Here is a 19,918-nt window from a genome sequence, read left to right as displayed (position 1 = left end):
CCGGGTCACCACCATGCCCAGCCCATCCGCGCCGCCCACGAGAAGATCAACCAGCTGCCAAACAGCCTTGATCAACAGCTAACGAAAGACCGAGGTTAGTGCGGTCCATTCGGCACGTTCATGGCGCGACGTCGCGGCGGCTGGCCGTGGGCGTCGCGGTGTTGTCTGTTCTGCTGGTGCAGGTCGTGGCGGTCATTGCCGGTGCCGCCCCGGCCGCGGCCGGCGGCGGCCCGCTCGAGCACGGGCCCGGTGGTCCCCGGTTGAGTGTGCACGCGCCGCGAAGCACGACCCTCGGCAGCGTCGTGCTGACCGGGCGGACGATCCCGCGCAGCACGGTCACGGTGGCCGGCGGGTTGATCCCGGCGTCGACCGCCAGCGGCGCGGACGGAGCGTTCTCGGTCGAGGTGGTGCTGCGCCCGGACCGGGAGAACCGCCTCGAGGTGACCGCGCTCTACGGCAACCAGCGGGCGGCGCAGCGGGTCGAGGTGCGCCAGCGGACGGCCGCGTCGAGCGGGACGCTGCGGGGCCGGGTCGTCAACGTGGCCACCGGTTCGGCGATCGCCGGCGCATGGGTCAGTTACGGGCCCCGGCGGGCGCAGACCGACGCGAACGGCCGGTACACCCTCACGGGCCTGCCCGACGGCATGGTCGGCCTGTCGGTGCGGGCGCCCGGGCGGATCAGCGGCCTGAGCATCGGGCGGGTCGCCGGCGGCGGCGCCGGCCAGGTCGGCGACGCGCTGCTGCAGGACATGGCCGCGCCCGTCCGCGTCACCAACCGGGGCGGTACGTTCTCCGGGCCGGGGTGGCGGCTGACGGTACCGCCGAACGCGGTCCGCAACACCGTCGAGCTCAACCTCACCCAGCTCGTCTTCACCGGCGCGGCCGACACCGCGGGCGTGCCGATCGTCGACCTGTCGCCGAGCGGGACGCGGTTCCTGCGGCCGGTGACGGTCTCAATCGACACCCGCGCCACCGGCCTGGAGCCCGGCGACGCCGAGATCGTCGGCATCAACCCGGACACCTCCGCCGGCTCCGTGCTGCCGTCGCGGATCGTCGGCGGGCGGCTGGAGGTCCAGCTGACCGAGTTCGACGGCATGGTGCTGCGCGACCGGCCCCGCTTCAACAACCGGTGGGGCGGCTCCGCGTCGAAGTGCACGCCGTTCACGTCCACGTTCGACGCCGACTACGCGCGGGGCTTCATGCAGAAGGTACTGCTGCCGTTCCTGAGGGTGGCCATGGGCACCACTTCCGCCGACCTCTGGGGCCAGTACCTCGACGGCGGCGTGCCCTCCACCGGCCGGGTGGCGGTGACGAACGCCGACGCACTGCGCCAGTTCCGCACGGTGGACGAAACGAACATCGGCACGAGGCGGGTGGTGAACAACGTCGCGGCCGCGCTGGGCGAGCGGACACCCCCCGCGCTGTCCGCGCCGGAGCATCCGACCACGGTGGACATCACCACCCTGAGCTACAACGGCAAGACGGTCGGCAGCAAGGAGAACATCAACTACGCGTGGCCGTTCGACGTGCCGGGCAACATCGCGGGTGGCATCAGCGGGGTGACCATCAACGGCGCCCACTTCGACGACGAGCGGACCTTCACCGGGCCGGTGAAGCTCGTTCCCACGGCCAGCCCCAAGGGCGTGCTGACCAAGGTGGAGGTGGTGCCCACGCTGACGCTGACCGTGAAGGACTCCATCGATCTGTGCGACGGTCAGCTCGGCGCGGGTATCGAGGAGCTGGCCACGATCGCGCTCAGCCGGCTGGAGGTGACCCCGAAGCCCGGCGGCGGCTTCTACGCCAAGCCGATCCTGTTCCAGGTGACAACGCCGGTGGATGCCGACCCGGTCGAGGTGACCGGGCTGTACCGCAACGACGCGGACGGCGACGGCGTGCCGGAGACGCAGCCGTGGACCGGCGCCGGCTTCCCCCTCGACAACTGCCCGCAGGTGGCCAACCCCGACCAGGCCGACGACGACGGCGACCACGTCGGCAACGCCTGCGACACGCCTGACGATCTGCCGCCGGGCAGCGTGCCCGGCGACGGGCTGCCGCCGGACGGCGGGACCACGGCCGACGCGGGGCTGCACGACCCGGGTCCGGGCGGCGGCTACGGCGATCCGCACATGGTGACCTTCGACAACGGCACCTACGACTTCCAGGCCGCCGGTGACTTCGTGATGGCGGAGTCGACCACCGACGACTTCGCCGTGCAGGTGCGGTACACCAGGCTGCCCAACACCTCCCCGAGCGTGGCCTTCAACCGCGGCGTCGCGGCCCGGGTCGGCGGCTCGATCCTCGCCTTCGGCGACAACACCACCTCGGCCCCCGGCTCCCCGCTGGTGGCAACCCTGGACGGCCAGCCCTTCGAGGTGCGGCCGGGCACCACCAGCCTGCCCGGCGGCGCCGTGCTGCGCTTCTCCGGCGTCAGCGGTGCGGTCGTGCGGTGGCCCGACGGCACCGAGCTGGCCGCCGGCCGGTGGACCGGCGACAACGCCTTCCTCACGCTCGCGCCGAGCCGCTGGGGCAAGGTCCGCGGCATCCTCGGCAACGCCGACCGCGACCCGGCCAACGACCTGACCGCGCGGGACGGCACCGTCGTGCACGAAACGCACAACCGCGACCAACTGTACGGCGTGTTCGGCGAGAGCTGGCGGGTGAGCGGTGCGGCCTCGTTCTTCCGCAGCACCGTGCCGCCGGACGGGGCGCTGCCGATCGTGCCGCCGACCACCGCGTCCATCGCGGACCTGTCGGACACCGCTCGCGCCGCGGCCGAGCAGGTCTGCCGCGGCCGCGGCCTGCAGCCCGGCGCCGGGCTCGAACAGTGCATCCTCGACGTGGGCCTGACCGGCGACGCGCGCCTCGCCGACGACGCGGCCGTGGTCGCCCAGCGCATGCGGTCCACCGTGGACCTCGGCGCGGTCGGCACGCCCGCCGAGGACACCGCCCACATCACGCTCGGGCAGCGGGTCACCGGGACCATCTCGGCGCCGCTGGGCGTGGACGTCTACCTCATCGACCTGCAGGCCGGGGACACGATCCTCATCAGTACCCCGGCGGCGTGCACAAGCCCCGACACGTTCTCGATCACCCTCGTGTCGCCGAGCGGCCGGCCGATCGGGCGCACCCGCGGGCCGGACTGCGGCTCGCTGGGCGCGACCGCGCTGCGCGAGTCCGGGCAGTACCAGCTGCGGGTGTTCGACGCGGGCGGGCGCACCGGCGGGTACGGCTTCCAGGTCGACGGCCAGCAGCTCGGCCTGACCTGCCAGGCCAACTCGGTCACGCCCAACGACGACGGCTCCAGCCCCGAGATCGTGCTGCCGTTCAGCATCGACTTCCTGGGCCGCCAGTACACCTCGGTCTGGGTCAACAACAACGGCAACGTGACCTTCGACGGACCCCGCTCCGACTACACGCCGGGCGCCATGGCCGACCTCCGCTCGCCGATGGTGGCGGCGTGGTGGGCCGACGTGGACACCCGCGGCGCGAGTTCGCAGCCGGTGAAGTACGGCACGGGCACGGTGAACGGCCGGCGCGCGTTCTGCGTCGACTACCACCAGGTCGGCTACTTCAACGGCCACGACGACAAGCTGAACTCGTTCCAGCTCTACCTGGTGGACCGGGCCGACGTGGCCCCGGGCGCCTTCGACATCGTGCTCAGCTACCAGCAGCTGCAGTGGGAGACCGGCGACGCCAGCGGCGGCACCGGTGGCCTGGGCGGCACCTCGGCGGCGGCCGGGTACGCCAACGGCTCCGGCGACGCCGGCACCTTCGCCGAGCTGCCGGGCTCGCGCCAGCCGGGCCAGCTGCTCGACACCGCGGCCACCGGGCTGACGCGGACGTCGACCAACAGCGGCGAGGCGGGCGTGCACGTCCTGCAGATCCGCCCGCCGGCCGGCGGGACGGGGTGACGCGCTGAAGAACGCGGGCCGGTCGGCGCACCGCCGGCCGGCCCGTTCGGACCGGCTAGGCCTGGGCGAAGCGCCTCGCGGCATCGGCGCGCAGGGCGGCCTTGTCCACCTTGCCGCCGGTGCCGAGCGGCAGCGCCGGCAGCTCGACCAGGTGCTCGGGCCAGTTCTGCTTGCCGACCCCGCCCGCGTCGAGGTGGGTGCGCAGGTCGTCCAGCGTGAGCGGGGCGCGGGTCACCACGTAGGCGCAGGCGCGCTCGCCGAGCACCGGGTCGGGCGCCGCGACCACCGCGACCGCCGCCACCGCCGGGTGCCCGGCGACGGCCTCCTCCACGACGAGGGCGCTGACGTTGTGCCCGCCGCGGATGATGAAGTCGGCGATGCGGCCGGTGATCGCGAGGTACCCGTCGGCGTCGACCGCGCCGACATCGCCGGTCAGCAGCCGGCCGTCGGGGCGGAAGAGGGCCGCGTTGGCCACGTCGTCGTCGAGGTACCCGGGGGTGCAGCCGGGGCCGTCGACGGAGATCTGGCCGTCGCCGACCAGGCGCAGCCGCATCGCCGGGATCGGGCGCCCCGCGGTCGTCAGGCGGCTGTGCGGCGGATCGTCCACCGTGGTCACCGAGATCGGGCCGGCCTCGTTGGAGCCGTAGAACTGCAGCACCGAGCAGCCCGTGCGCTCCTCGAACTCCCGCGCCCGGGCCAGCGGCACCCGCTCCCCGCCGGTGAACATGACGCGCAGCGAGGACAGGTCGGCCGAGGCGAAGCCGGGGCTGTTGAGCATCATGATGAACTGGGCCGTCACCGCGCACAGGACGGTCACCCGGTGCCGCTCGATCAGGCGCAGGGTCTCGGCGGCGTCGAACTCGGCGGTGAGGACGGCCGGGTAGCCGTACATCGCCGGGACGACGTGCGCGCTCCACAGGCCGAAGCCGTAGGGGGCGGGCAGCACGCTCGCGACGACCTCGTCCGGGCCGAAGCGGCCCGCGGCGTGGGCCAGGGGGCCGAAGTACTTGCGGTTGTTCAGCGTCTGGCGCACCACCTTCGGCAGGCCGGTCGTGCCCGAGGTGGAGTTGAGGAAGAACAGGTCGTCCGGGCCCATCCGCGCCTCGGCCAGCCCCTGCGCGGGCAGGGTCTCGAGGTCCAGCGGCACGTGGCGGTGCGCGCCGCACGCGGCGGCGATGGCGGCGCCCGGGCGGCCCCGGTGCTCGGCCCGGGTGGCCAGGGCGGCGCCGGTCTTGCGCAGCAGGTGCGCGATCTCGGCGTCCCCGGCCCGCGGGCCGATGCCGACCGTGACCAGGCCGGCCTTCTGCGCGGCCAGGTACGCGATGTGGGTCAGCGCGCCGCCGGTGAGCAGCACCGCGAGCCGGTCCCCCGGGGCGAAGCCCTGGTCCACATAGGACATCGCGAGGCGCGAGGACAGCTCGTCGTACTCCCGCCAGGTGAACGTCCCCTCCGGCGCGTGGAACGCGATGCCGGAGGGATCGTTGCGGGCCACGTAGTCCGCGATCGTGTCGGCGCTCCAGGAGCCGTCGGCGTAGAACGCGTCCACTCTGGACGCCGGGAACTCAGGCACCCGCTCCCCCGTCCAGGCGCAGCACCGCACCGGCGGCGAAGCGGGCCTCGGCCGAGCCCAGGTACGCGATGGCCGCCGCGACCTCCGCCGGATCGGCCACGGGCGGGTCGACCAGCGCCCCGCCGATGCCCGCGAGCCGGGGATGCGGATTCGGCACCGGCGCCAGCCCGGCCCGCAGCGGCGTGTCCACGGAGCCGGGGCACACGCACGTGACCCGGACTCCCGAGGGCGCCAGCTCCACGGCCAGCGAGCGGGTCAGCGCGACCACGCCGCCCTTCGCGGCCGAGTAGGCGGCGCTGTACCGCCACCCGCGCACCCCGGCGAGGGAGGCCACGTTCACGATCGCCCCGCGGGCGGCCACGAGCGGCTCCAGCGCGGCCCGCGCGACCAGGAACGTGCCGGTGAGGTTGATGCCGATGATGCGATCCCACTCGGCGAGCGTCACCTCGGAGGTGTGCTGGTAGGAGGCGACCCCGGCGACGTTGGCCACCAGGTCGAGCCGGCCGCCCCAGTCCGCCGCGCGCGCCACGGCCGCGGTGACCTCGGCCTCGTCGCGCACGTCGCAGTGCAGCGCCAGCACGTCGTCGCCCGACTCCTCCATGGGCGCCACGTCCAGGGCCGCGACCCGGGCGCCCTCGCGCAGCAGCCGGCGCACGGTGGCCGCCCCGATGCCGGAGGCGGCCCCGGTGACGAGGGCAACGCTGCCGGAGTATCGCTGGGCGCTCATGAGGAACGCATCGAGCGCGCGTCGTGCCCGGCCAGGGCGTCCTTGCCGACCTCGGCGTTGTGCGCGTGGGCCACGTGGTGCAGGCCGAAGACGGAGTCCATCCCGGCCCGCAGGCCCATCAGGTCCTCGGCCTGGTTGACCGCCTTCTTGGTCAGCGCCAGTCCCAGCCGCGGCATGGCCGCGATCCGGTTCGCGATGTCCATCGTGGACGACTCCAGGCCGTCCCGGGGCACGACCCGGTTCACCATGCCCAGCGCCAGGGCCCGCTCGGCCGGCACGCGCTCGCCGAGGAACAGGAACTCCTTGGCGTAGCGGGGGCCCATGACCCACGGGTGCGCGAAGTACTCGACGCCGGGGATGCCCATCCGCACCACCGGGTCGGCGAAGAACGCGTCGTCGGCGGCGACGATGAGGTCGCAGCACCAGGCGAGCATGAGCCCGCCCGCGATGCAGGCGCCCTGCACCATCGCGATCGTCGGCTTCGGCAGCTCCCGCCAGCGCCGGCACATGCCGAGGTAGACCTCGGACTCGCGGGCGAAGCGGCTCTCGGCGCCCTCCTTGCCGACGTGGTCCCACCACAGCCCGGCGCGGCGCTCGAAGCTCTGGTCGATGTCGCGCTCGGGGGTGCCGATGTCGTGGCCGGCGGAGAAGTGCTCGCCCGAGCCGGCGAGCACGATCACCTTGACGTCGTCGTCGGCGGCGGCCCGGCCGAAGGCGTCGTCGAGCGCGTAGGTCATCTTGGAGTTCTGGGCGTTGCGGTACTGCGGCCGGTGCATCGTCACGACGGCGACGGGGCCTTCGGTGCGGTACAGGACGACGTCGTCACTCATGAGGTTGCCTCCGGGAGGGCGAGGGATGCGGCGATGCGGTCCAGCCGGGCGCCGGTCTCCGCCAGGGATTCCAGGGCCCAGGCCCGTTTGACGTACCGGTGCAGCTCGTACTCCACCGTGTAGCCGATCGCGCCGTGGCACTGGATCGCGGCGCGCCCGGCCTCGTGGGCGGCCTCGGCGGCGAGCACGACCGCGGCGTCCACGGCCCGCTCGGCGTCCACGTCGTGCTCGACGGCCCAGGCGGCGGCGAGCACCTCGGGCGCGGCGAACTCGAGGCCGAGCAGGGCGTCGGCGAGGTGGTGCTTGACGGCCTGGAAGCTGCCGACGGGCGCGCCGAACTGGTGACGCTGCTTGACGTAGGCCACGGTGAGGTCGAGCATTCGCCGCCCGAGCCCGACGAGCTCGGCGGCCAGCGCCAGCCCGGCCCGCAGCCGCGCCGGGCGCACCAGGGCCGGGTCGTCCGTGAGGACGTCGGCGCCGGTGGAGACGGTCGCACTGAGGAACGGGTCCACGGTGGACACCGGGGCTCCGGCGGCGGCGCCGATCCGGGCCACATCGGCGTCGAGGTGCAGGATCCAGTCGGCCTTGGCGCCGAACGGGGTCAGGCCGCCCGGCCCGGCCAGGGCGATGCGGGAGCCGTCGGTGCCCCGCGGATCGCCGAGCGCGGCCAGCAGCGGCCCCGCGACGAACGCGGTGGCGGAGAAGGGCTCGTCGATCGCGGCGTACCCGGCCGCCTCCAGCACCCCCACGAAGTCGGTCGCCGCGAGCCCAAGGTCGGCGAAGACATCCATCGCGGCGAGGGCGTCCCAGTCGCCGGCCGCCAGGGGCGCCCGGACCGCGTCGGCGAAGGCGAGTTGCTCGTCAGTGGGGGCGAAGCGCATCGGTGAACCTATCGGGGCAGGCCGAGCACCCGCTCGGCGACGATGTTGCGCTGGATCTCGTTCGTCCCCGCGTAGATGGGGCCGGCGAGGGAGAACTGGTAGCCGCGCGTCCACGGGCCGTCGAGCAGCGCCTGCGCGCCCAGCAGCTCCAGCGCCACCTCGTGCAGGTCGATGTCCAGCTGCGACCAGTAGAGCTTGTTGAGACTCGAGCGGGCGCCGGGCGGGCGGCCCTCCACCAGGCCGGTGACCTGGTGCAGGGTGAAGTGGCGGTACGCGCGGGCGCGCAGCCAGGCGCGGGTGACCCGCTCCCGGGTGGCCGGCCGCAGCCGGTCCCGGTGCGCGATCGCGAGCGCGATGAGGCGCTCGGCGGCGTGCAGGAACCGGCCCGGGGAGCGCAGGGTCAGGCCGCGCTCGGAGCCGGTGGTCGCCATCGCCACCTTCCAGCCCTGGTGCAGGCCGCCGAGCACGGCCGAGTCGGGGACGAACACGTCGTCGAAGAAGACCTCGGCGAAGCCCTCGTCGCCGTCGAGGCGGCCGAAGCCGCGCACGGTCACGCCCTCGGTGTCGAGGGGGACGAGGAAGTACGTGAGGCCGTGGTGGCGGGGCGCGTCCGGGTCGGTGCGGAAGAGCCCGAACAGGTGGGTGCAGAACGCGCCCCGGGTCGTCCACGTCTTCTGCCCGCTCAGCCGCCAGCCGCCATCGGCCCGCACCGCGCGGCTCGCGATCGCGGCGAGGTCGCTGCCGGCGCCGGGCTCGGACCAGCCCTGGCACCACAGGTCCTGGGCCGCGGCCATCCGCGGCAGCAGGGTGTCGCGCTGCTCGTCGGAGCCGAACTCGAATAGCGTCGGGGCGAGCAGGAAGATGCCGTTCTGGGTGACCCGCTGCGGGGCCCCGGCGGCGTAGTACTCCTCCTCGAAGATCAGCCACTCCCACAGCGACGCGTCCCGGCCGCCGTACGCGGACGGCCACGACACCACCGCCCAGCGCGCGTCGAACAGCCGCCGCTCCCACTCCAGGTGCGCGGCGAAGCCCTCGCGGGTGTCGCCGGACGGCAGCGGCTCGGCGGGCACGTTCGCCCGCAGCCAGTCGCGCGCCTCGGCCCGGAACGCGGCCTCGGCGGGCGTGTCGGACAGGTCGACCGTCATCGGCCGAACTCGTCCCGCACGCGGTCGGCGACGCCCGTGAGGTTCAGCTCGTAGGTGAAGCCCTGCTCGTACCGGTAGCTGCGCTTCGGCTCCCAGGGGTCGATCCCGTTGAGCGACTCCTTGGCGGCCCGGATCACGGTGGGGTTCTTGGCCGCGATGTTCGCCGCGACCTCGAACGCCGCCGCCCGCAGCTCCTCGCGCGGCACGACCCGCAGCACCGACCCGAACGCGTGCAGCTCGGCGGCGGTCGCGGTGGCCGAGGTGTACATCATCGCGCGCATCTTGTGCTGGGGCACCAGCCGCGACAGGTGGGTCGCGGCGCCGAGCGCGCCCCGGTCGACCTCGGGCAGCCCGAAGGTCGCGTCGTCGGCGGCGACGATGATGTCGGCGTTGCCGCACAGCCCGATGCCGCCGCCGAGGCAGAAGCCCTGCACGGCCGCGACGACGGGCACGGGGCAGTCGTAGACGGCGGCGAACGCGGCCGCGCAGCCCTTGTTCACCCCGACGATCGCGCCGAAGTCCTTGGCGGCCTGCAGCTCCTTGATGTCGACGCCGGCGTTGAAGCCGCGGCCCTCGGCCCGCAGCACCACCGCCCGCACCGCCGGGTCGGCCCCGGCCGCGTCCAGCGCGCCGGCGAGGTCGAACCAGCCCTTGACCGGCAGCGCGTTCACGGGCGGGTTGTCCATGACGATCTCGGCGATGCCGCGGTCGTCCACAGTCGAGGTGATCATTGGTCCTCTTCGGTCGCGAAGGTCGCCCAGCCGTACACGGCGACGGTGCCGTCCTGTTTGGTGCAGGTCATCTCGACGTCGAGCTCGCCGGGGCGGCGGGCGGTGACGGTGCCGTCGCAGGTGACCGTGTCGCCGGGGAAGACCCGGGCGGCGAAGCGGACCCGGAACGTGCGGACGTTCTCGGCGCCGAACGCGTCGGTGGCCCAGGTGGCCAGGAACCCGGCCTGCAGCATGCCCAGCGCGAGCGGGGCCGGCAGGCCGGACTCGCGGGCGAAGGTCTCGTCGTGGTGGATCGGGTTGAAGTCGCCCGACGCGCCCTGGTACTTCACCAGATCCGTGCGTGTCAGTGGCCCGACAACGAGAGCGGTGCCACCGCCTCCGCTTCGCTCCGTACCGCTCACCCTGCCTCCACCCCCGTCAGCTTCGCGGTGGCGACGAGCCGGCCGGTCTCGTCGCGGAACTCGGTCACCATGACGGCGAACGCGAGCGGCCCGGAGCGGCCCTCCTTGCGGGTCACCGACTCGATCCGGGACACCCCGGTGAGCCGGGCGCCGGCGCGCGGCGGCGGGCCGTGGAACACGAACTCCTGCTCGGCGTGCAGCCCCTTGTGCTGGTCCATCGCCACCGCCTCCCACGGGTCGGCGGCTCCGGACTGCCAGAAGAACGCGGTGGTGAGGAACGTCGCCGGCACGACCGGGTCCTCGGTGTCCAGATAGGCCGGGTTGGCCGAGTGCGTGGCCCGGGCGAACTCGCGGATCTTGCCCCGCTCGACGTCGAGGGTGAACGGCTCGCCGGTGCGTCCGGCGGCACTGTCGTCGACCATGTGAACCCCTACGGATGCTGACTGCTGACCGACACGACCTCGCCGGTCATGTACGTGCTGTAGTCACTGGCCAGAAAGACGATCACGTTCGCGACCTCCCACGGCTCGGCCGGCCGCCCGAACGCCTCGCGCTGGGACAGCTCCGCGAGCAGCTCCTCGGTGGTGACCTTGGCCAGGTGCGGGTGCATCGCGAGGCTGGGCGCCACCGCGTTGACCCGCACCCCGGCCCTGGCCGCCTCGACGGCGGACACGCGGGTGAGCGCCATGACCCCGGCCTTGGCCGCGGCGTAGTGCGCCTGCCCCTCCTGCGCCCGCCAGCCGATGACCGAGGCGTTGTTGACCACCACGCCCCGGCCGCGCGGCATCATGTGCCGCAGCGCCGCCCGGGTGCAGCGGAAGGTGCCGGTGAGCGTCACGTCGAGGACCGTGGACCACTGCTCGTCCGTCATGTCCACGATGTTCGCGGTGCCGCCGAGCCCGGCGTTGTTCACGAGCACGTCCAGCCCGCCGAGCCGCTCGGTCACGGTGTCGAAGAGCCGCTGGACCTGGGCCTCGTCGGTGACGTCGCAGGGCACCGCGAGCACGCCGAGGCGCTCGGCGGTCTCGGCGAGACGGCGCTCGTGCCGGTCGCTGATCGCGACGGTGGCGCCCTCCTCCAGGCAGCGCTCGGCGGTCGCGAACCCGATGCCCGTGCCGGCGGCTGCGGTGACGAGCACCGTGCGGCCGGCGAGCAGGCCGTGACCTGCGGTCTTCTCCAGCATGCGATCACTCTACCAAGCGCTTGTTTGGTTCACTAGCCCGGGCGACGCCGAGCGGGACCGCGGTTTCGGGGCCGGTCGGCAGCTCGGGCCGGTCGGGCTCGGGCGCCGGCAGCGGCTCGACCTCGCGGAGGGAGGCCCGGCTGCGGGCGGCCAGCTCCTGGTACACCCGCGTGCCGTTGGCCTTCCAGGCGAGCTCCGCGGGCGTCAGGTCGCGCACGACGCGAGCCGGCGACCCGGCCGCGAGCGTGCGCGACGGCACCACGAAGCCGGCCTTGACGAACGCGTGCGCGCCGACGAACGCCTCCGCCCCGACCTCGGCGCCGTCCATCACGACCGCGTTCATGCCCACGAGCACCCCGTCGCCGATGACGCAGCCGTGCAGCACCGCGCCGTGCCCGACGTGGCCGTGCCGGCCGAGCACCGCCTCGGTGCCCGGGAACGTGTGGAAGACGCAGGAGTCCTGCAGGTTCGAGCCGTCCAGCATGACGATCCGGCCGAAGTCCCCGCGCAGGCTGGCGAGGGGCCCCACATAGCAGCCGGGGCCGACGTGGACGTCGCCGATGAGCACCGCCGTCGGATGGACGTAGGCGTCCGGGTGCACGACCGGGACGAGGCCGTCGATCGCGTACGCGGGCATCAGGCCAGCCGCTTCAGCGCGGTCCCGGCCTCGGCCATGATCCGCTCGACCAGCTCGGCGACGCTGGGCAGGTCGTCGATGAGCCCCGCGACCTGCCCGCTGGCCATGACGCCGGCGTCGGGCCGCCCCTCGACCATCGCGTTGCGGATGAGCATGGGGGTGTTCGCGGCCAGGAGCACCTGGTCGTACCGCAGCCCGTGCCCGCGCATCGCCCGCCCCTCGCGCAGCAGCGACACCCACGAGCGGCCCGAGAGCTTCCGGAACGCCCGGGCGCTGCCGAACGCGCGGGCGAGCCGCCGCCCGGGGACCGACGGTTTCGCGAGGGCGTCGACGAACCCGGTGCGCAGCACGCGCTGCGGCACCCCGTCGAGCGCGTCGGTGACCACGGTGTCGGTGACGGTCGCGGCCAGGTAGCGCCGCTTCACGTCCTCGGCGATCGGGCTGTCGGTGGTGAGCAGGAACCGGGTGCCCATGGCGATCCCGGCCGCGCCGTAGGCGAGCGCGGCGACGAGCCCGCGCCCGTCGTGGTAGCCACCGGCCGCGACCACCGGGATGTCGACGGCGTCGACGACCTGGGGCAGCAGCAGGGAGATCGGCACGGGGCCGGTGTGCCCGCCGCCCTCGCCGCCCTGCACGACGACGGCGTCGGCGCCCCAGGCCGCGACCTTCTCGGCGTGCCGGCGCGCGCCGACGGAGGGCACCACCACCACGCCGGCCGACTTCAGCTTGTCGATCAGCTCCGGCTTGGGGGCCAGGGCGAAGGAGGCGACCCGGACCTCCTCGCGGATGAGCAGGTCGGCCCGGCGGCCGGCGTCGGGCGCGTCGGCGCGCAGGTTGACCCCGAAGGGCTTGTCGGTGCGGGCCTTGACGTCGGCGATCGCGGTGACGAGCTCGTCGTAGGACAGGGTGGCGCTGGCGAGGATGCCCAGGCCGCCGGCGTTGGCGGTGGCCGCGGTGAGCCCGGCGTCGGAGACCCAGCCCATGCCGGTCTGCACGATGGGGTACTTCACCCCGAACAGCTCGCAGATCGGCGTCCGCAGGGCACTACTCACCCCGTCACCTCCGCAAGCTCCGGCGCCGGGGCGGAAACCCTGAGCCGATGGTGAGCGGCCCCTCCGCTCCGCTCCGGACCGCTCACGCCGCCTCCGCTCCGCTCCGGCGACGCGAGCAAACCCTGCACCCCCTGGTGAGCGGCCCCTCCGCTCCGCTCCGGACCGCTCACGATGACACCTCCCGCGAGCGGGCGCCCTTCGGGTCGATCACCTCGCGGATGAGCTGCAACTCGTCCTCGGTGGGCTCGCGGGTTTGCGGGACCTCGGCCGGTACAACTAAATCAAAGGCGGTCGCGGCGAGGACCTCGTCGACCGTCACGCCCGGGTGCACCGACGCCAGGCGCATGCGGTGGTCCTCGGTGTCGAAGTCGAAGACGCCGAGGTTGCTGACGACCCGCCGCAGCTCGTGGTACTTCCCCGCGGCCGGGTCGGCGGCGGCGCGGTCGTAGCCGACGCCGCTGACCATGTCGACAGCCGCCACGAACGCGCGCTTGCCGTGCCGCGGCACCCAGTAGCTCGTCGGGTGGCTCACCGTGTTGCCGGGCGCGCCGCGCACGCCGAGCAGCTGGCGGGTCGGGCGCGCGAAGTCGCCGATCGCGGAGATGTTGGCGTTGCCGTACCGGTCGATCTGGCTCGGCATCATCATGACGTGCCGGTGCCCGGTGTAGAGCAGGTCGAACACGGCCCGGAACGGCACCCAGCCCTCGACCTCGGCCGGGGCCTGCCCGAGCGCCCAGGTGCCCACGCCGAGCATCGCCTCGCCGTCGGAGAGCAGCAGGTCGGGCGCGAACGTGGCGCGGGCCAGGCGGGCGGCGATGCTCGGCACAACGCCGACCGGGCTCGCGAGGATCTCCCCGTCGCCCCGCCAGGCCTCGGCGCACGCGATCGCGCAGTACTCCGCGCGGGTGACGTCACTCATGCCGTCACCTCCGCAAGCTCCGGCGCCGGCATGAGGAAACTGTGTTCATGATGAGCGGCCCCTCCGCTTCGCTCCGGACCGCTCATGCGGCCACGCTCCTGGTCTCGACGGCGGCGCGGTAGGCGGCCTCGTCGCCGTCCAGGTACCGCTCGTAGAACCGCTGCCAGCGCTCGGGATCGGCGGCGGCGTCGGCGTACTCGCGCTGGAAGGCCTCGTCGCGCGCGTAGTCCGGGTCGCAGGAGGTGAAATGCGCGCCACCGGGGGCCTCGACCACGCCCTGCACCATCCAGCGCTGCAGCAGCAGGCTCTGCACGGGCGCGTCGCGCGTCAGCTCGGCCGTGGGGACGATCCGCTCGACGGACACGTAGGCCTGCTCGGCCGCGGTGCAGAAGAGGTCGTCGAAGTACGGGTCCTTGCCGAGGTACTGCGCGTTGCCGTGCACGTCGGCCCGGTTCAGGTGCACCAGGGCCGCGTCGAGCTGCAGGGCCGGCATCGCGACGAACTCCTCGCCGCCGTAGGGCGAGGTGACCATCCGCAGGGACGGGTTCACGGTGAGCACGTCGGAGCCGAGCCCGACGCGGGAGGGCAGGAAGGGCAGGCGGCAGGTGGCCGCGTAGAGCCCCCAGCGCAGCATGCCCTCGTCGTACTCGGTCACCTCGACCGCGCCGCTCTCCCGGGCCGCACGGAAATGCGGCTCGAGCGGGATCGAGTCGAGCGACACGAACCCGTAGATCAAATGCCGGACCTTCTTCGCCGCCAGCAGCAGGCCCACGTCGGGGCCGCCGTAGCTCACGATCGTGAGGTCCGTGAGGTCGGAGCGCAGGATCGCGCGCACCAGGGCCATGGGCTTTCGCCGCGACCCCCAGCCGCCGATCCCGATGGTCATGCCGGAGCGTAACCGGGACACGACCTCGTCGGGGGACATCTGCTTGTTCGCCATCGCTGTGTTTGGCCGCCTTACTCCCGCAGGCTGACTTGCCACACGACCGTACCAAGCGCTTGCTTGATTACGCTACACTCGTTTTCTCACGGGGTCGGTACACTCCGGCGGGATACATCACCTTCTCTGCAAAGGAACACGGCATGGCGCGGGAGTCTGGAGAGCGACGCGAGCGGATTCTCGCCAGTGCCGCGGCGCTGTTCGCCAGCAAGGGCGTGGCGGCGACCACAGTGCGTGAGATCGCCGACGAGGTCGGCATCCTGTCCGGGAGCCTCTACCACCACTTCGAGTCCAAGGAGGCGATGGTCGACGAGATCGTCACCTCCTACCTCGAGGACCTGCGGACACGCTACAAGCGGGTGCTGGCCGCCGACACGGACCCGCGCACCCGCCTGCACGACCTGATCGTGGCGTCGCTCGAGGTGGTGGAGGCACACCCGCACGCCACCGAGATCTACCAGAACGACGTGAACTACCTGATCCAGATCGAGCGGTTCGGATACCTGCGCAACGCCGGCAAGGAGGTCCAGGCCGCCTGGCTGCAGGTCATCGAGGCCGGGATCGGCCAGGGCGTGATCCGCTCGGACCTCGACCCGAAGATTCTGTACCGCCTGATGCGTGACGCGGTGTGGTTGTCGGTGCGCTGGTTCAAGCCGACCAAGGAGTACCCGATCTCGCGCCTGGCCGAGGACTGCACCTCGCTGTTCCTGGACGGCCTGTCCCGCAAGTGAGACGGCCTTTCGCGCACGTGAGACGGCCAGTCCCGCAAGTGACGTGAGCGCGGGCTAGGCGGCCAGGAGCCAGCCCGCTCCGATCGCGCCCGCCACCATCGCCCAGCGGACGAGGTGCTCAGCGCGGCCGCCGGTCCCGAAGCGCAGCCCGCGCGGGGCCCGCAGCCGCCGCCAGCGCCGCCCGCCGAGCTTGAGCGGAAACAGCGCGGGCACCCCCGTGTTGGTGAGCGCGTCCCCGGCGATGTGCGCGAGGCACCCGAACGCGACCGGCAGCCCGAGCCACCACCAGCCGCCGGCCGGCCCGAACGTGACGAGCGCCGCGGCGGTGACGGCCCCGCCGAGCGTCGCCCCGAGCGTGCCCCGCTTGCGCTTCGGCCACAGCGCCCGCACGGCGAGCCCGGTCGTGGCGAACGTCACGACCGCGGCGGCCGCGATGCCCCCGAGCCACCCGCCCACGGCCGCGACCAGCCCGGTGACGAGCGCCCAGAGCACGGTATGCGTGAGCGTGCGGTGCCCGTCGAGGTCACGGACGTCGAGCGGGGTGCGCGTGCGGGCGTGCAGCACGGCACACGCCCGCCCGATGCGCCGGCACAGGAACTTCGTCGCCGGGCCGAACGTGTGCGCGACGCATGAACTGGGGTGGTCGCAGTCGGGCAGCAGCGCCGCCCCGGCCGCGACGACCGTCCCGACGATCACCACGGGCGGCTCGGCCGGCACGCCCGCGGCCGCGAGCGCCGCACAGCCCGCCAGCCACCCGGCGGCCCCCGACACGGCGTGTGAAGATCCCATCACCCTTCCGATGGTGATCCATGCACGCAAATGCGGGACGAGCCCGGTGATGAGCTCAGTGGTTGCCGGGCCACCACGGCTGGTCCCACGCCGGCGTCGTGTGGGTCAGCCACGGGAGCATGACCAGGATCAGCACCCAGGGCAGGACCGCGACGAGCAACGGGGTCCGGCGGGCCCGCCCGACCCCGGCCAGCCGGAACCCCGGCGAGTCGGTCTGCGGCCGGGGCGGCGGCTCGTTCGCGACGGTGACGGTGCCGCCGCTGAGCTCCCGCACCGCGTCCGCGGCCCCCGGTCCGTCGGGGATCGGCGAGAAGTAGGGGCGCTCCCGCTCGCCGGCGAGCGCGAACAGGCACCGCTGGCTGCCGAGGTACGCGATCCACGCGGCCCGCACCTCGGACCAGGCGAGGTCGGTCAGCCCGGTCGAGACGGCCAGCGCGCGCAGCCGGAGCCCGTCGGCAGTCACCTCGGCCGGCGGCACCGTCAGGGTGGCCACGAACGCGAACAGGCCGAGGGCCCCGGTCACCCCGAACAGCGCCAGCACGGCGAACAGCATCAGCCCCCGGGCACCGAGCGCCAGGGCGTAGGCGACGATCAGCGCCCGGAACACGACCGTGACCCCCAGCGGGACGGCCGCCTGCCAGCGCGAACGAACCAGCACGAACCGTGCCACATCGGTGTCCGACACGAGATCCCCCCGGGTTGATGAGTCGAGGCCGCGCGCCCTACTTGTTCTTGTCGACCTCGATCTCGGCCCGCGCCTGCGGCAGCAGGCGCTCCGCGTCGCGCGCGGCGCCGAAGAAGAAGTAGATGACGCCGGTGTCGTACGCGTCGGCCCACAGGCAGACGGTCGCCGGGGTCGCCGCGGTGGAGGCGTCGGCGCACCGGACCGCGCCCCGCAGCGGACCGCCGTCGACGGGCCGGAAGCTGTACTTGCCGAAGCCCTGCGTCGCCACCTGCTCCACGAACGCGGCCGGGTCGGTGATGTCGGCCGTCGACGCGGCGAAGAGCAGCACGTTCTCCTTGCCGGTGGTGCCGTAGGCGCCGGCCACCTTCGTCCCGCCGGAGCGCACGCCCCACCCGTCGCCCACCTTGACGCCCTGCGCCTTGATGCTGGCCTCGGTGGCGGGCGCCCGGCCGAGCAGCGTCTTGGGCTGCACGACGGTGTAGGCGATCGTGTCCGCCGCGGCCGGGGTGGCGACCGGTGCCGCGGACGCCGACGGAGGCGGGGCGGCCGCCGACGTGGGGGCCGCCGCGGACGTCGCCGACGCCGCCGCCGAGGGGGCCGCGGGCGCCTCGGCGCAGCCGGCCAGCGCCATCACGCCGACCGCCAGAACTCCCACCATCACGCGCACGGCGGGAGGCTAACAGCGACCCCGCCCGGAGCACCAGGCGGGGCGCCCGGCGATCCGGCGGATCAGACGCGCTGCAGGCCGAGCGGGCTCAGGGGGCCGACCTCGCCCGCGGCGAAGGCGGCCGCCACCGACGACACCGTCCAGGCCGGGTTCAGGGCGCCGTGGCCCTGGACGGCCGGGTGGGCGACCATCGACAGCTCGTCGCCGTCGATGCGCACGACCTGGCCGTGCAGGGCCGAGGACGCGTCCGCGAGCAGGTACACCACCGCCGGGGCGTTCAGGGCCGGGGACTTGGCCACGTTCTGGCCCTGGGCGGCCGCGCCCAGGTACGCCTCGTACGCGTCCGCCATCCGGGTGTGCGCGTTCGGGGACACGGCGTTCACGCGCACGCCGGTGCCGGCGAGGTCGGTGGCCCAGCAGTACGTCAGCGACGCCACCGCGCCCTTGCTGGCCCCGTAGGCGCCCATCGCGGCCGAGCCCGCGTGCGAGCCCGACGTCACGTTGACGATCGAGCCGGTGCCGCGCTGGAGCATGGCTCGGATGGCGTGCAGGCCGCAGTACGCGGTGCCGAGGACGTTCACCTCCAGCACGGCGCGGAACTCGGCCGGGTCCTGCTCCCGCGGGTCGGCCAGGCGGAAGATGCCGGCGTTGTTGACCAGGCCGTCGATCGCGCCGAACTCCTCGACGCACGCGGTCACCAGCTCGCCCGCCCGGTCCCAGTCGGCGACCGAGCCCACGAACGGCGCCGCCCGGCCGCCCGCGCCGCGGATCTCCTCCACGACTGCGGCGGCCAGGTCCGCGTCGACGTCGTTGACGACGACGGCGGCGCCCTCGGCCGCGGCCAGGCGCGCGTACGCGGCGCCCAGCCCCCGGCCCGCCCCGGTGACGACGACGGCCTTGCCCGCCAGGTGACCGGTCACGACAGCCGCTCCAGGATCAGCGCCATGCCCTGCCCGCCCGCGGTGCACATGGTCTCCAGGCCGATGCCCCGGTCGCGGAAGGACAGCCCGTTGAGCAGGGTCGTGGCCATCCGCGCGCCCGTCATGCCGAAGGGGTGGCCGACCGCGATCGCGCCGCCGTGGACGTTGACCTTGTCGGGGTCGGCGCCCAGCTGGCGGTACGACGGGATCACCTGCGCGGCGAAGGCCTCGTTGATCTCGATGAGGTCGATGTCCGAGATGGACATGCCGGCGTTGTGCAGGGCCCGCCGGCTCGCCTCGACCGGGCCGAGTCCCATGATCTCGGGGCTCAGCGCGGACACGCCCGTCGCCACGATCCGCGCCAGCGGGGTGAGGCCGAGCTCGCGGGCCCGGGAGGCGCTCATGACGATGACAGCCGCCGCGCCGTCGTTGAGGGGGCAGCAGTTGCCGGCGGTGACGGTGCCGTCGGGCCGGAACACCGGCTGCAGCGTGCTCACCTTCTCCAGCGTCACCCCCGCACGGGGGCCGTCGTCGCGGGCCAGCTCGGTGCCGTCGGGCAGGGTGACGGGCGTGATGTCGAGCTCCCAGAACCCGTCGGCCTGGGCCTTCTCGGCGTTGTTCTGGCTGCGCACGCCGAACTCGTCCTGCTCGCGGCGGGTGATGCCGCACAGCGACGCGACGTTCTCGGCGGTCTCGCCCATCGCGATGTACACGTCCGGCAGCCCCCCGCTCTCGCGCGGATCGGTCCAGGGCAGCGTGGACGTGCGCTCGGGCCAGCGGGGGTTGCGGGTGTCCGGCATGCCGTCGGCCTTCCCGGCCGGGTAGTGCGAGACGACCTCCGCCCCGGCCGCGACGAACGCGTGGCCCTCCCCCGCCTTGATGGCGTGGAAGGCCATCCGGATCGCCTGCAGCGAGGAGGCGCAGTACCGGTTGACGGTGGTGCCGGGCACCATGTCGAGCCCGAGGTGCATCGCGACCTGGCGGCCGAGGTTGTACCCCTGCTCGCCGGCCGGCTGCGCGCACCCGAGGATCAGGTCGTCGAGGGTGGCCGGGTCGAGCCCGGGCACCTTGGCCAGGGCCTTGCCGACGATCTGGGCGGCGAGGTCGTCGGCGCGCACACCGGCGAGCGAGCCCTTGTAAGCGCGGCCGATGGGCGAGCGCGCGGCGGAGACGATGACGGCGTCCACAGTGGACTCCCT

The 19,918-nt window shown here is 73.7% G+C and carries 20 protein-coding genes; 2 read left to right on the top strand and 18 right to left on the bottom strand.

Annotation, left to right across the window (positions count from 1 at the left end):
- The first annotated feature begins 161 nt into the window (after positions 1-161).
- Positions 162-3,911 (top strand): nidogen-like domain-containing protein, encoded by a 3,750-nt coding sequence (locus ABT369_RS18195; RefSeq protein ID WP_350613263.1) that lies wholly within the window; start codon positions 162-164, stop codon positions 3,909-3,911.
- A 55-nt stretch (positions 3,912-3,966) separates the two neighbouring features.
- Here the strand turns inward: ABT369_RS18195 and ABT369_RS18190 are convergent, their stop codons facing one another.
- From ABT369_RS18190 to ABT369_RS18130, 13 genes are all read right to left on the bottom strand, one after another.
- Complete coding sequence (locus ABT369_RS18190; RefSeq protein WP_350613261.1) at positions 3,967-5,481, bottom strand: class I adenylate-forming enzyme family protein; 1,515 nt, start codon at positions 5,479-5,481, stop codon at positions 3,967-3,969.
- Complete coding sequence (locus ABT369_RS18185) at positions 5,474-6,208, bottom strand: SDR family NAD(P)-dependent oxidoreductase (protein WP_350613259.1); 735 nt, start codon at positions 6,206-6,208, stop codon at positions 5,474-5,476. Before ABT369_RS18185 ends, ABT369_RS18190 begins: the two co-directional genes overlap by 8 nt.
- The gene (locus ABT369_RS18180) at positions 6,205-7,038 is read right to left on the bottom strand and encodes an enoyl-CoA hydratase (protein WP_350613257.1); all 834 of its coding nucleotides are present in this window, start codon (positions 7,036-7,038) and stop codon (positions 6,205-6,207) included. The genes ABT369_RS18185 and ABT369_RS18180 overlap by 4 nt, the downstream gene beginning before the upstream one ends.
- Positions 7,035-7,919 (bottom strand): acyl-CoA dehydrogenase family protein, encoded by an 885-nt coding sequence (locus ABT369_RS18175; RefSeq protein WP_350613255.1) that lies wholly within the window; start codon positions 7,917-7,919, stop codon positions 7,035-7,037. The genes ABT369_RS18180 and ABT369_RS18175 overlap by 4 nt, the downstream gene beginning before the upstream one ends.
- An 8-nt stretch (positions 7,920-7,927) precedes the next feature.
- The gene (locus tag ABT369_RS18170) at positions 7,928-9,064 is read right to left on the bottom strand and encodes an acyl-CoA dehydrogenase family protein (RefSeq protein ID WP_350613253.1); all 1,137 of its coding nucleotides are present in this window, start codon (positions 9,062-9,064) and stop codon (positions 7,928-7,930) included.
- The gene (locus tag ABT369_RS18165; protein WP_350613251.1) at positions 9,061-9,795 is read right to left on the bottom strand and encodes an enoyl-CoA hydratase family protein; all 735 of its coding nucleotides are present in this window, start codon (positions 9,793-9,795) and stop codon (positions 9,061-9,063) included. The genes ABT369_RS18170 and ABT369_RS18165 overlap by 4 nt, the downstream gene beginning before the upstream one ends.
- Positions 9,792-10,196 carry a MaoC family dehydratase gene (locus ABT369_RS18160; RefSeq protein ID WP_350613249.1) on the bottom strand — a complete coding sequence of 135 codons (405 nt, stop codon included), beginning with the start codon at positions 10,194-10,196 and terminating at the stop codon, positions 9,792-9,794. The genes ABT369_RS18165 and ABT369_RS18160 overlap by 4 nt, the downstream gene beginning before the upstream one ends.
- A complete protein-coding gene (locus tag ABT369_RS18155) occupies positions 10,193-10,618 on the bottom strand; it encodes an FAS1-like dehydratase domain-containing protein (RefSeq protein ID WP_350613247.1) in 426 nt (141 codons plus the stop codon). Before ABT369_RS18155 ends, ABT369_RS18160 begins: the two co-directional genes overlap by 4 nt.
- 8 nt (positions 10,619-10,626) lie before the next feature.
- Complete coding sequence (locus ABT369_RS18150) at positions 10,627-11,379, bottom strand: SDR family oxidoreductase (RefSeq protein ID WP_350613245.1); 753 nt, start codon at positions 11,377-11,379, stop codon at positions 10,627-10,629.
- Positions 11,380-11,383: 4 nt separating this feature from the next.
- Positions 11,384-12,016 carry a gamma carbonic anhydrase family protein gene (locus ABT369_RS18145; RefSeq protein ID WP_350613243.1) on the bottom strand — a complete coding sequence of 211 codons (633 nt, stop codon included), beginning with the start codon at positions 12,014-12,016 and terminating at the stop codon, positions 11,384-11,386.
- Positions 12,016-13,068, bottom strand: a complete 1,053-nt coding sequence (locus ABT369_RS18140) for an NAD(P)H-dependent flavin oxidoreductase (RefSeq protein WP_350613241.1) — start codon at positions 13,066-13,068, stop codon at positions 12,016-12,018. The genes ABT369_RS18145 and ABT369_RS18140 overlap by 1 nt, the downstream gene beginning before the upstream one ends.
- Before the next feature lie 166 nt (positions 13,069-13,234).
- Complete coding sequence (locus ABT369_RS18135) at positions 13,235-13,987, bottom strand: CoA-transferase subunit beta (RefSeq protein WP_350613239.1); 753 nt, start codon at positions 13,985-13,987, stop codon at positions 13,235-13,237.
- An 82-nt stretch (positions 13,988-14,069) separates the two neighbouring features.
- Entirely contained in the window at positions 14,070-14,927 is an 858-nt protein-coding gene (locus tag ABT369_RS18130; RefSeq protein WP_350613237.1) for a CoA transferase subunit A, read from the bottom strand.
- A gap of 143 nt (positions 14,928-15,070) precedes the next feature.
- Here ABT369_RS18130 and ABT369_RS18125 point away from each other — a divergent pair, with 143 nt between their 5' ends.
- Complete coding sequence (locus ABT369_RS18125; protein WP_350613235.1) at positions 15,071-15,658, top strand: TetR/AcrR family transcriptional regulator; 588 nt, start codon at positions 15,071-15,073, stop codon at positions 15,656-15,658.
- A 54-nt stretch (positions 15,659-15,712) separates the two neighbouring features.
- On the opposite strand, the gene ABT369_RS18120 is transcribed toward ABT369_RS18125, so the two are convergent.
- The 5 genes from ABT369_RS18120 to ABT369_RS18100 all read right to left on the bottom strand — a co-directional run bounded on the left by ABT369_RS18120 (position 15,713) and on the right by ABT369_RS18100 (position 19,906).
- Complete coding sequence (locus ABT369_RS18120) at positions 15,713-16,447, bottom strand: metal-dependent hydrolase (RefSeq protein WP_350613285.1); 735 nt, start codon at positions 16,445-16,447, stop codon at positions 15,713-15,715.
- A gap of 55 nt (positions 16,448-16,502) precedes the next feature.
- Positions 16,503-17,132, bottom strand: a complete 630-nt coding sequence (locus tag ABT369_RS18115) for a hypothetical protein (RefSeq protein WP_350613233.1) — start codon at positions 17,130-17,132, stop codon at positions 16,503-16,505.
- Positions 17,133-17,169: 37 nt separating this feature from the next.
- Complete coding sequence (locus ABT369_RS18110; RefSeq protein WP_350613231.1) at positions 17,170-17,799, bottom strand: hypothetical protein; 630 nt, start codon at positions 17,797-17,799, stop codon at positions 17,170-17,172.
- Positions 17,800-17,861: 62 nt separating this feature from the next.
- A complete protein-coding gene (locus tag ABT369_RS18105) occupies positions 17,862-18,719 on the bottom strand; it encodes an SDR family NAD(P)-dependent oxidoreductase (protein WP_350613229.1) in 858 nt (285 codons plus the stop codon).
- A complete protein-coding gene (locus ABT369_RS18100) occupies positions 18,716-19,906 on the bottom strand; it encodes an acetyl-CoA C-acetyltransferase (protein WP_350613227.1) in 1,191 nt (396 codons plus the stop codon). The genes ABT369_RS18105 and ABT369_RS18100 overlap by 4 nt, the downstream gene beginning before the upstream one ends.
- Positions 19,907-19,918 lie beyond the last annotated feature (12 nt).

It is taken from the genome of Dactylosporangium sp. NPDC000244, from assembly GCF_040300725.1.
Lineage (GTDB): Bacteria > Actinomycetota > Actinomycetes > Mycobacteriales > Micromonosporaceae > Dactylosporangium.
The sequence above is the reverse complement of the archived record's forward strand: the minus strand, read 5'-3'. Positions and strand labels throughout refer to the sequence as shown.

Bases quoted from the DNA above. Each gene is read 5' to 3' on its own strand.
- ABT369_RS18150 (WP_350613245.1), bottom strand. From the start codon at position 11,379: ATGCTGGAGAAGACCGCAGGTCACGGCCTGCTCGCCGGCCGCACGGTG.
- ABT369_RS18175 (WP_350613255.1), bottom strand. From the start codon at position 7,919: ATGCGCTTCGCCCCCACTGACGAGCAACTCGCCTTCGCCGACGCGGTC.
- ABT369_RS18120 (WP_350613285.1), bottom strand. From the start codon at position 16,447: ATGGGATCTTCACACGCCGTGTCGGGGGCCGCCGGGTGGCTGGCGGGC.
- ABT369_RS18180 (WP_350613257.1), bottom strand. From the start codon at position 7,038: ATGAGTGACGACGTCGTCCTGTACCGCACCGAAGGCCCCGTCGCCGTC.
- ABT369_RS18165 (WP_350613251.1), bottom strand. From the start codon at position 9,795: ATGATCACCTCGACTGTGGACGACCGCGGCATCGCCGAGATCGTCATG.
- ABT369_RS18145 (WP_350613243.1), bottom strand. From the start codon at position 12,016: ATGCCCGCGTACGCGATCGACGGCCTCGTCCCGGTCGTGCACCCGGAC.
- ABT369_RS18185 (WP_350613259.1), bottom strand. From the start codon at position 6,208: ATGAGCGCCCAGCGATACTCCGGCAGCGTTGCCCTCGTCACCGGGGCC.
- ABT369_RS18135 (WP_350613239.1), bottom strand. From the start codon at position 13,987: ATGAGTGACGTCACCCGCGCGGAGTACTGCGCGATCGCGTGCGCCGAG.
- ABT369_RS18130 (WP_350613237.1), bottom strand. From the start codon at position 14,927: ATGGCGAACAAGCAGATGTCCCCCGACGAGGTCGTGTCCCGGTTACGC.
- ABT369_RS18125 (WP_350613235.1), top strand. From the start codon at position 15,071: ATGGCGCGGGAGTCTGGAGAGCGACGCGAGCGGATTCTCGCCAGTGCC.
- ABT369_RS18170 (WP_350613253.1), bottom strand. From the start codon at position 9,064: ATGACGGTCGACCTGTCCGACACGCCCGCCGAGGCCGCGTTCCGGGCC.
- ABT369_RS18155 (WP_350613247.1), bottom strand. From the start codon at position 10,618: ATGGTCGACGACAGTGCCGCCGGACGCACCGGCGAGCCGTTCACCCTC.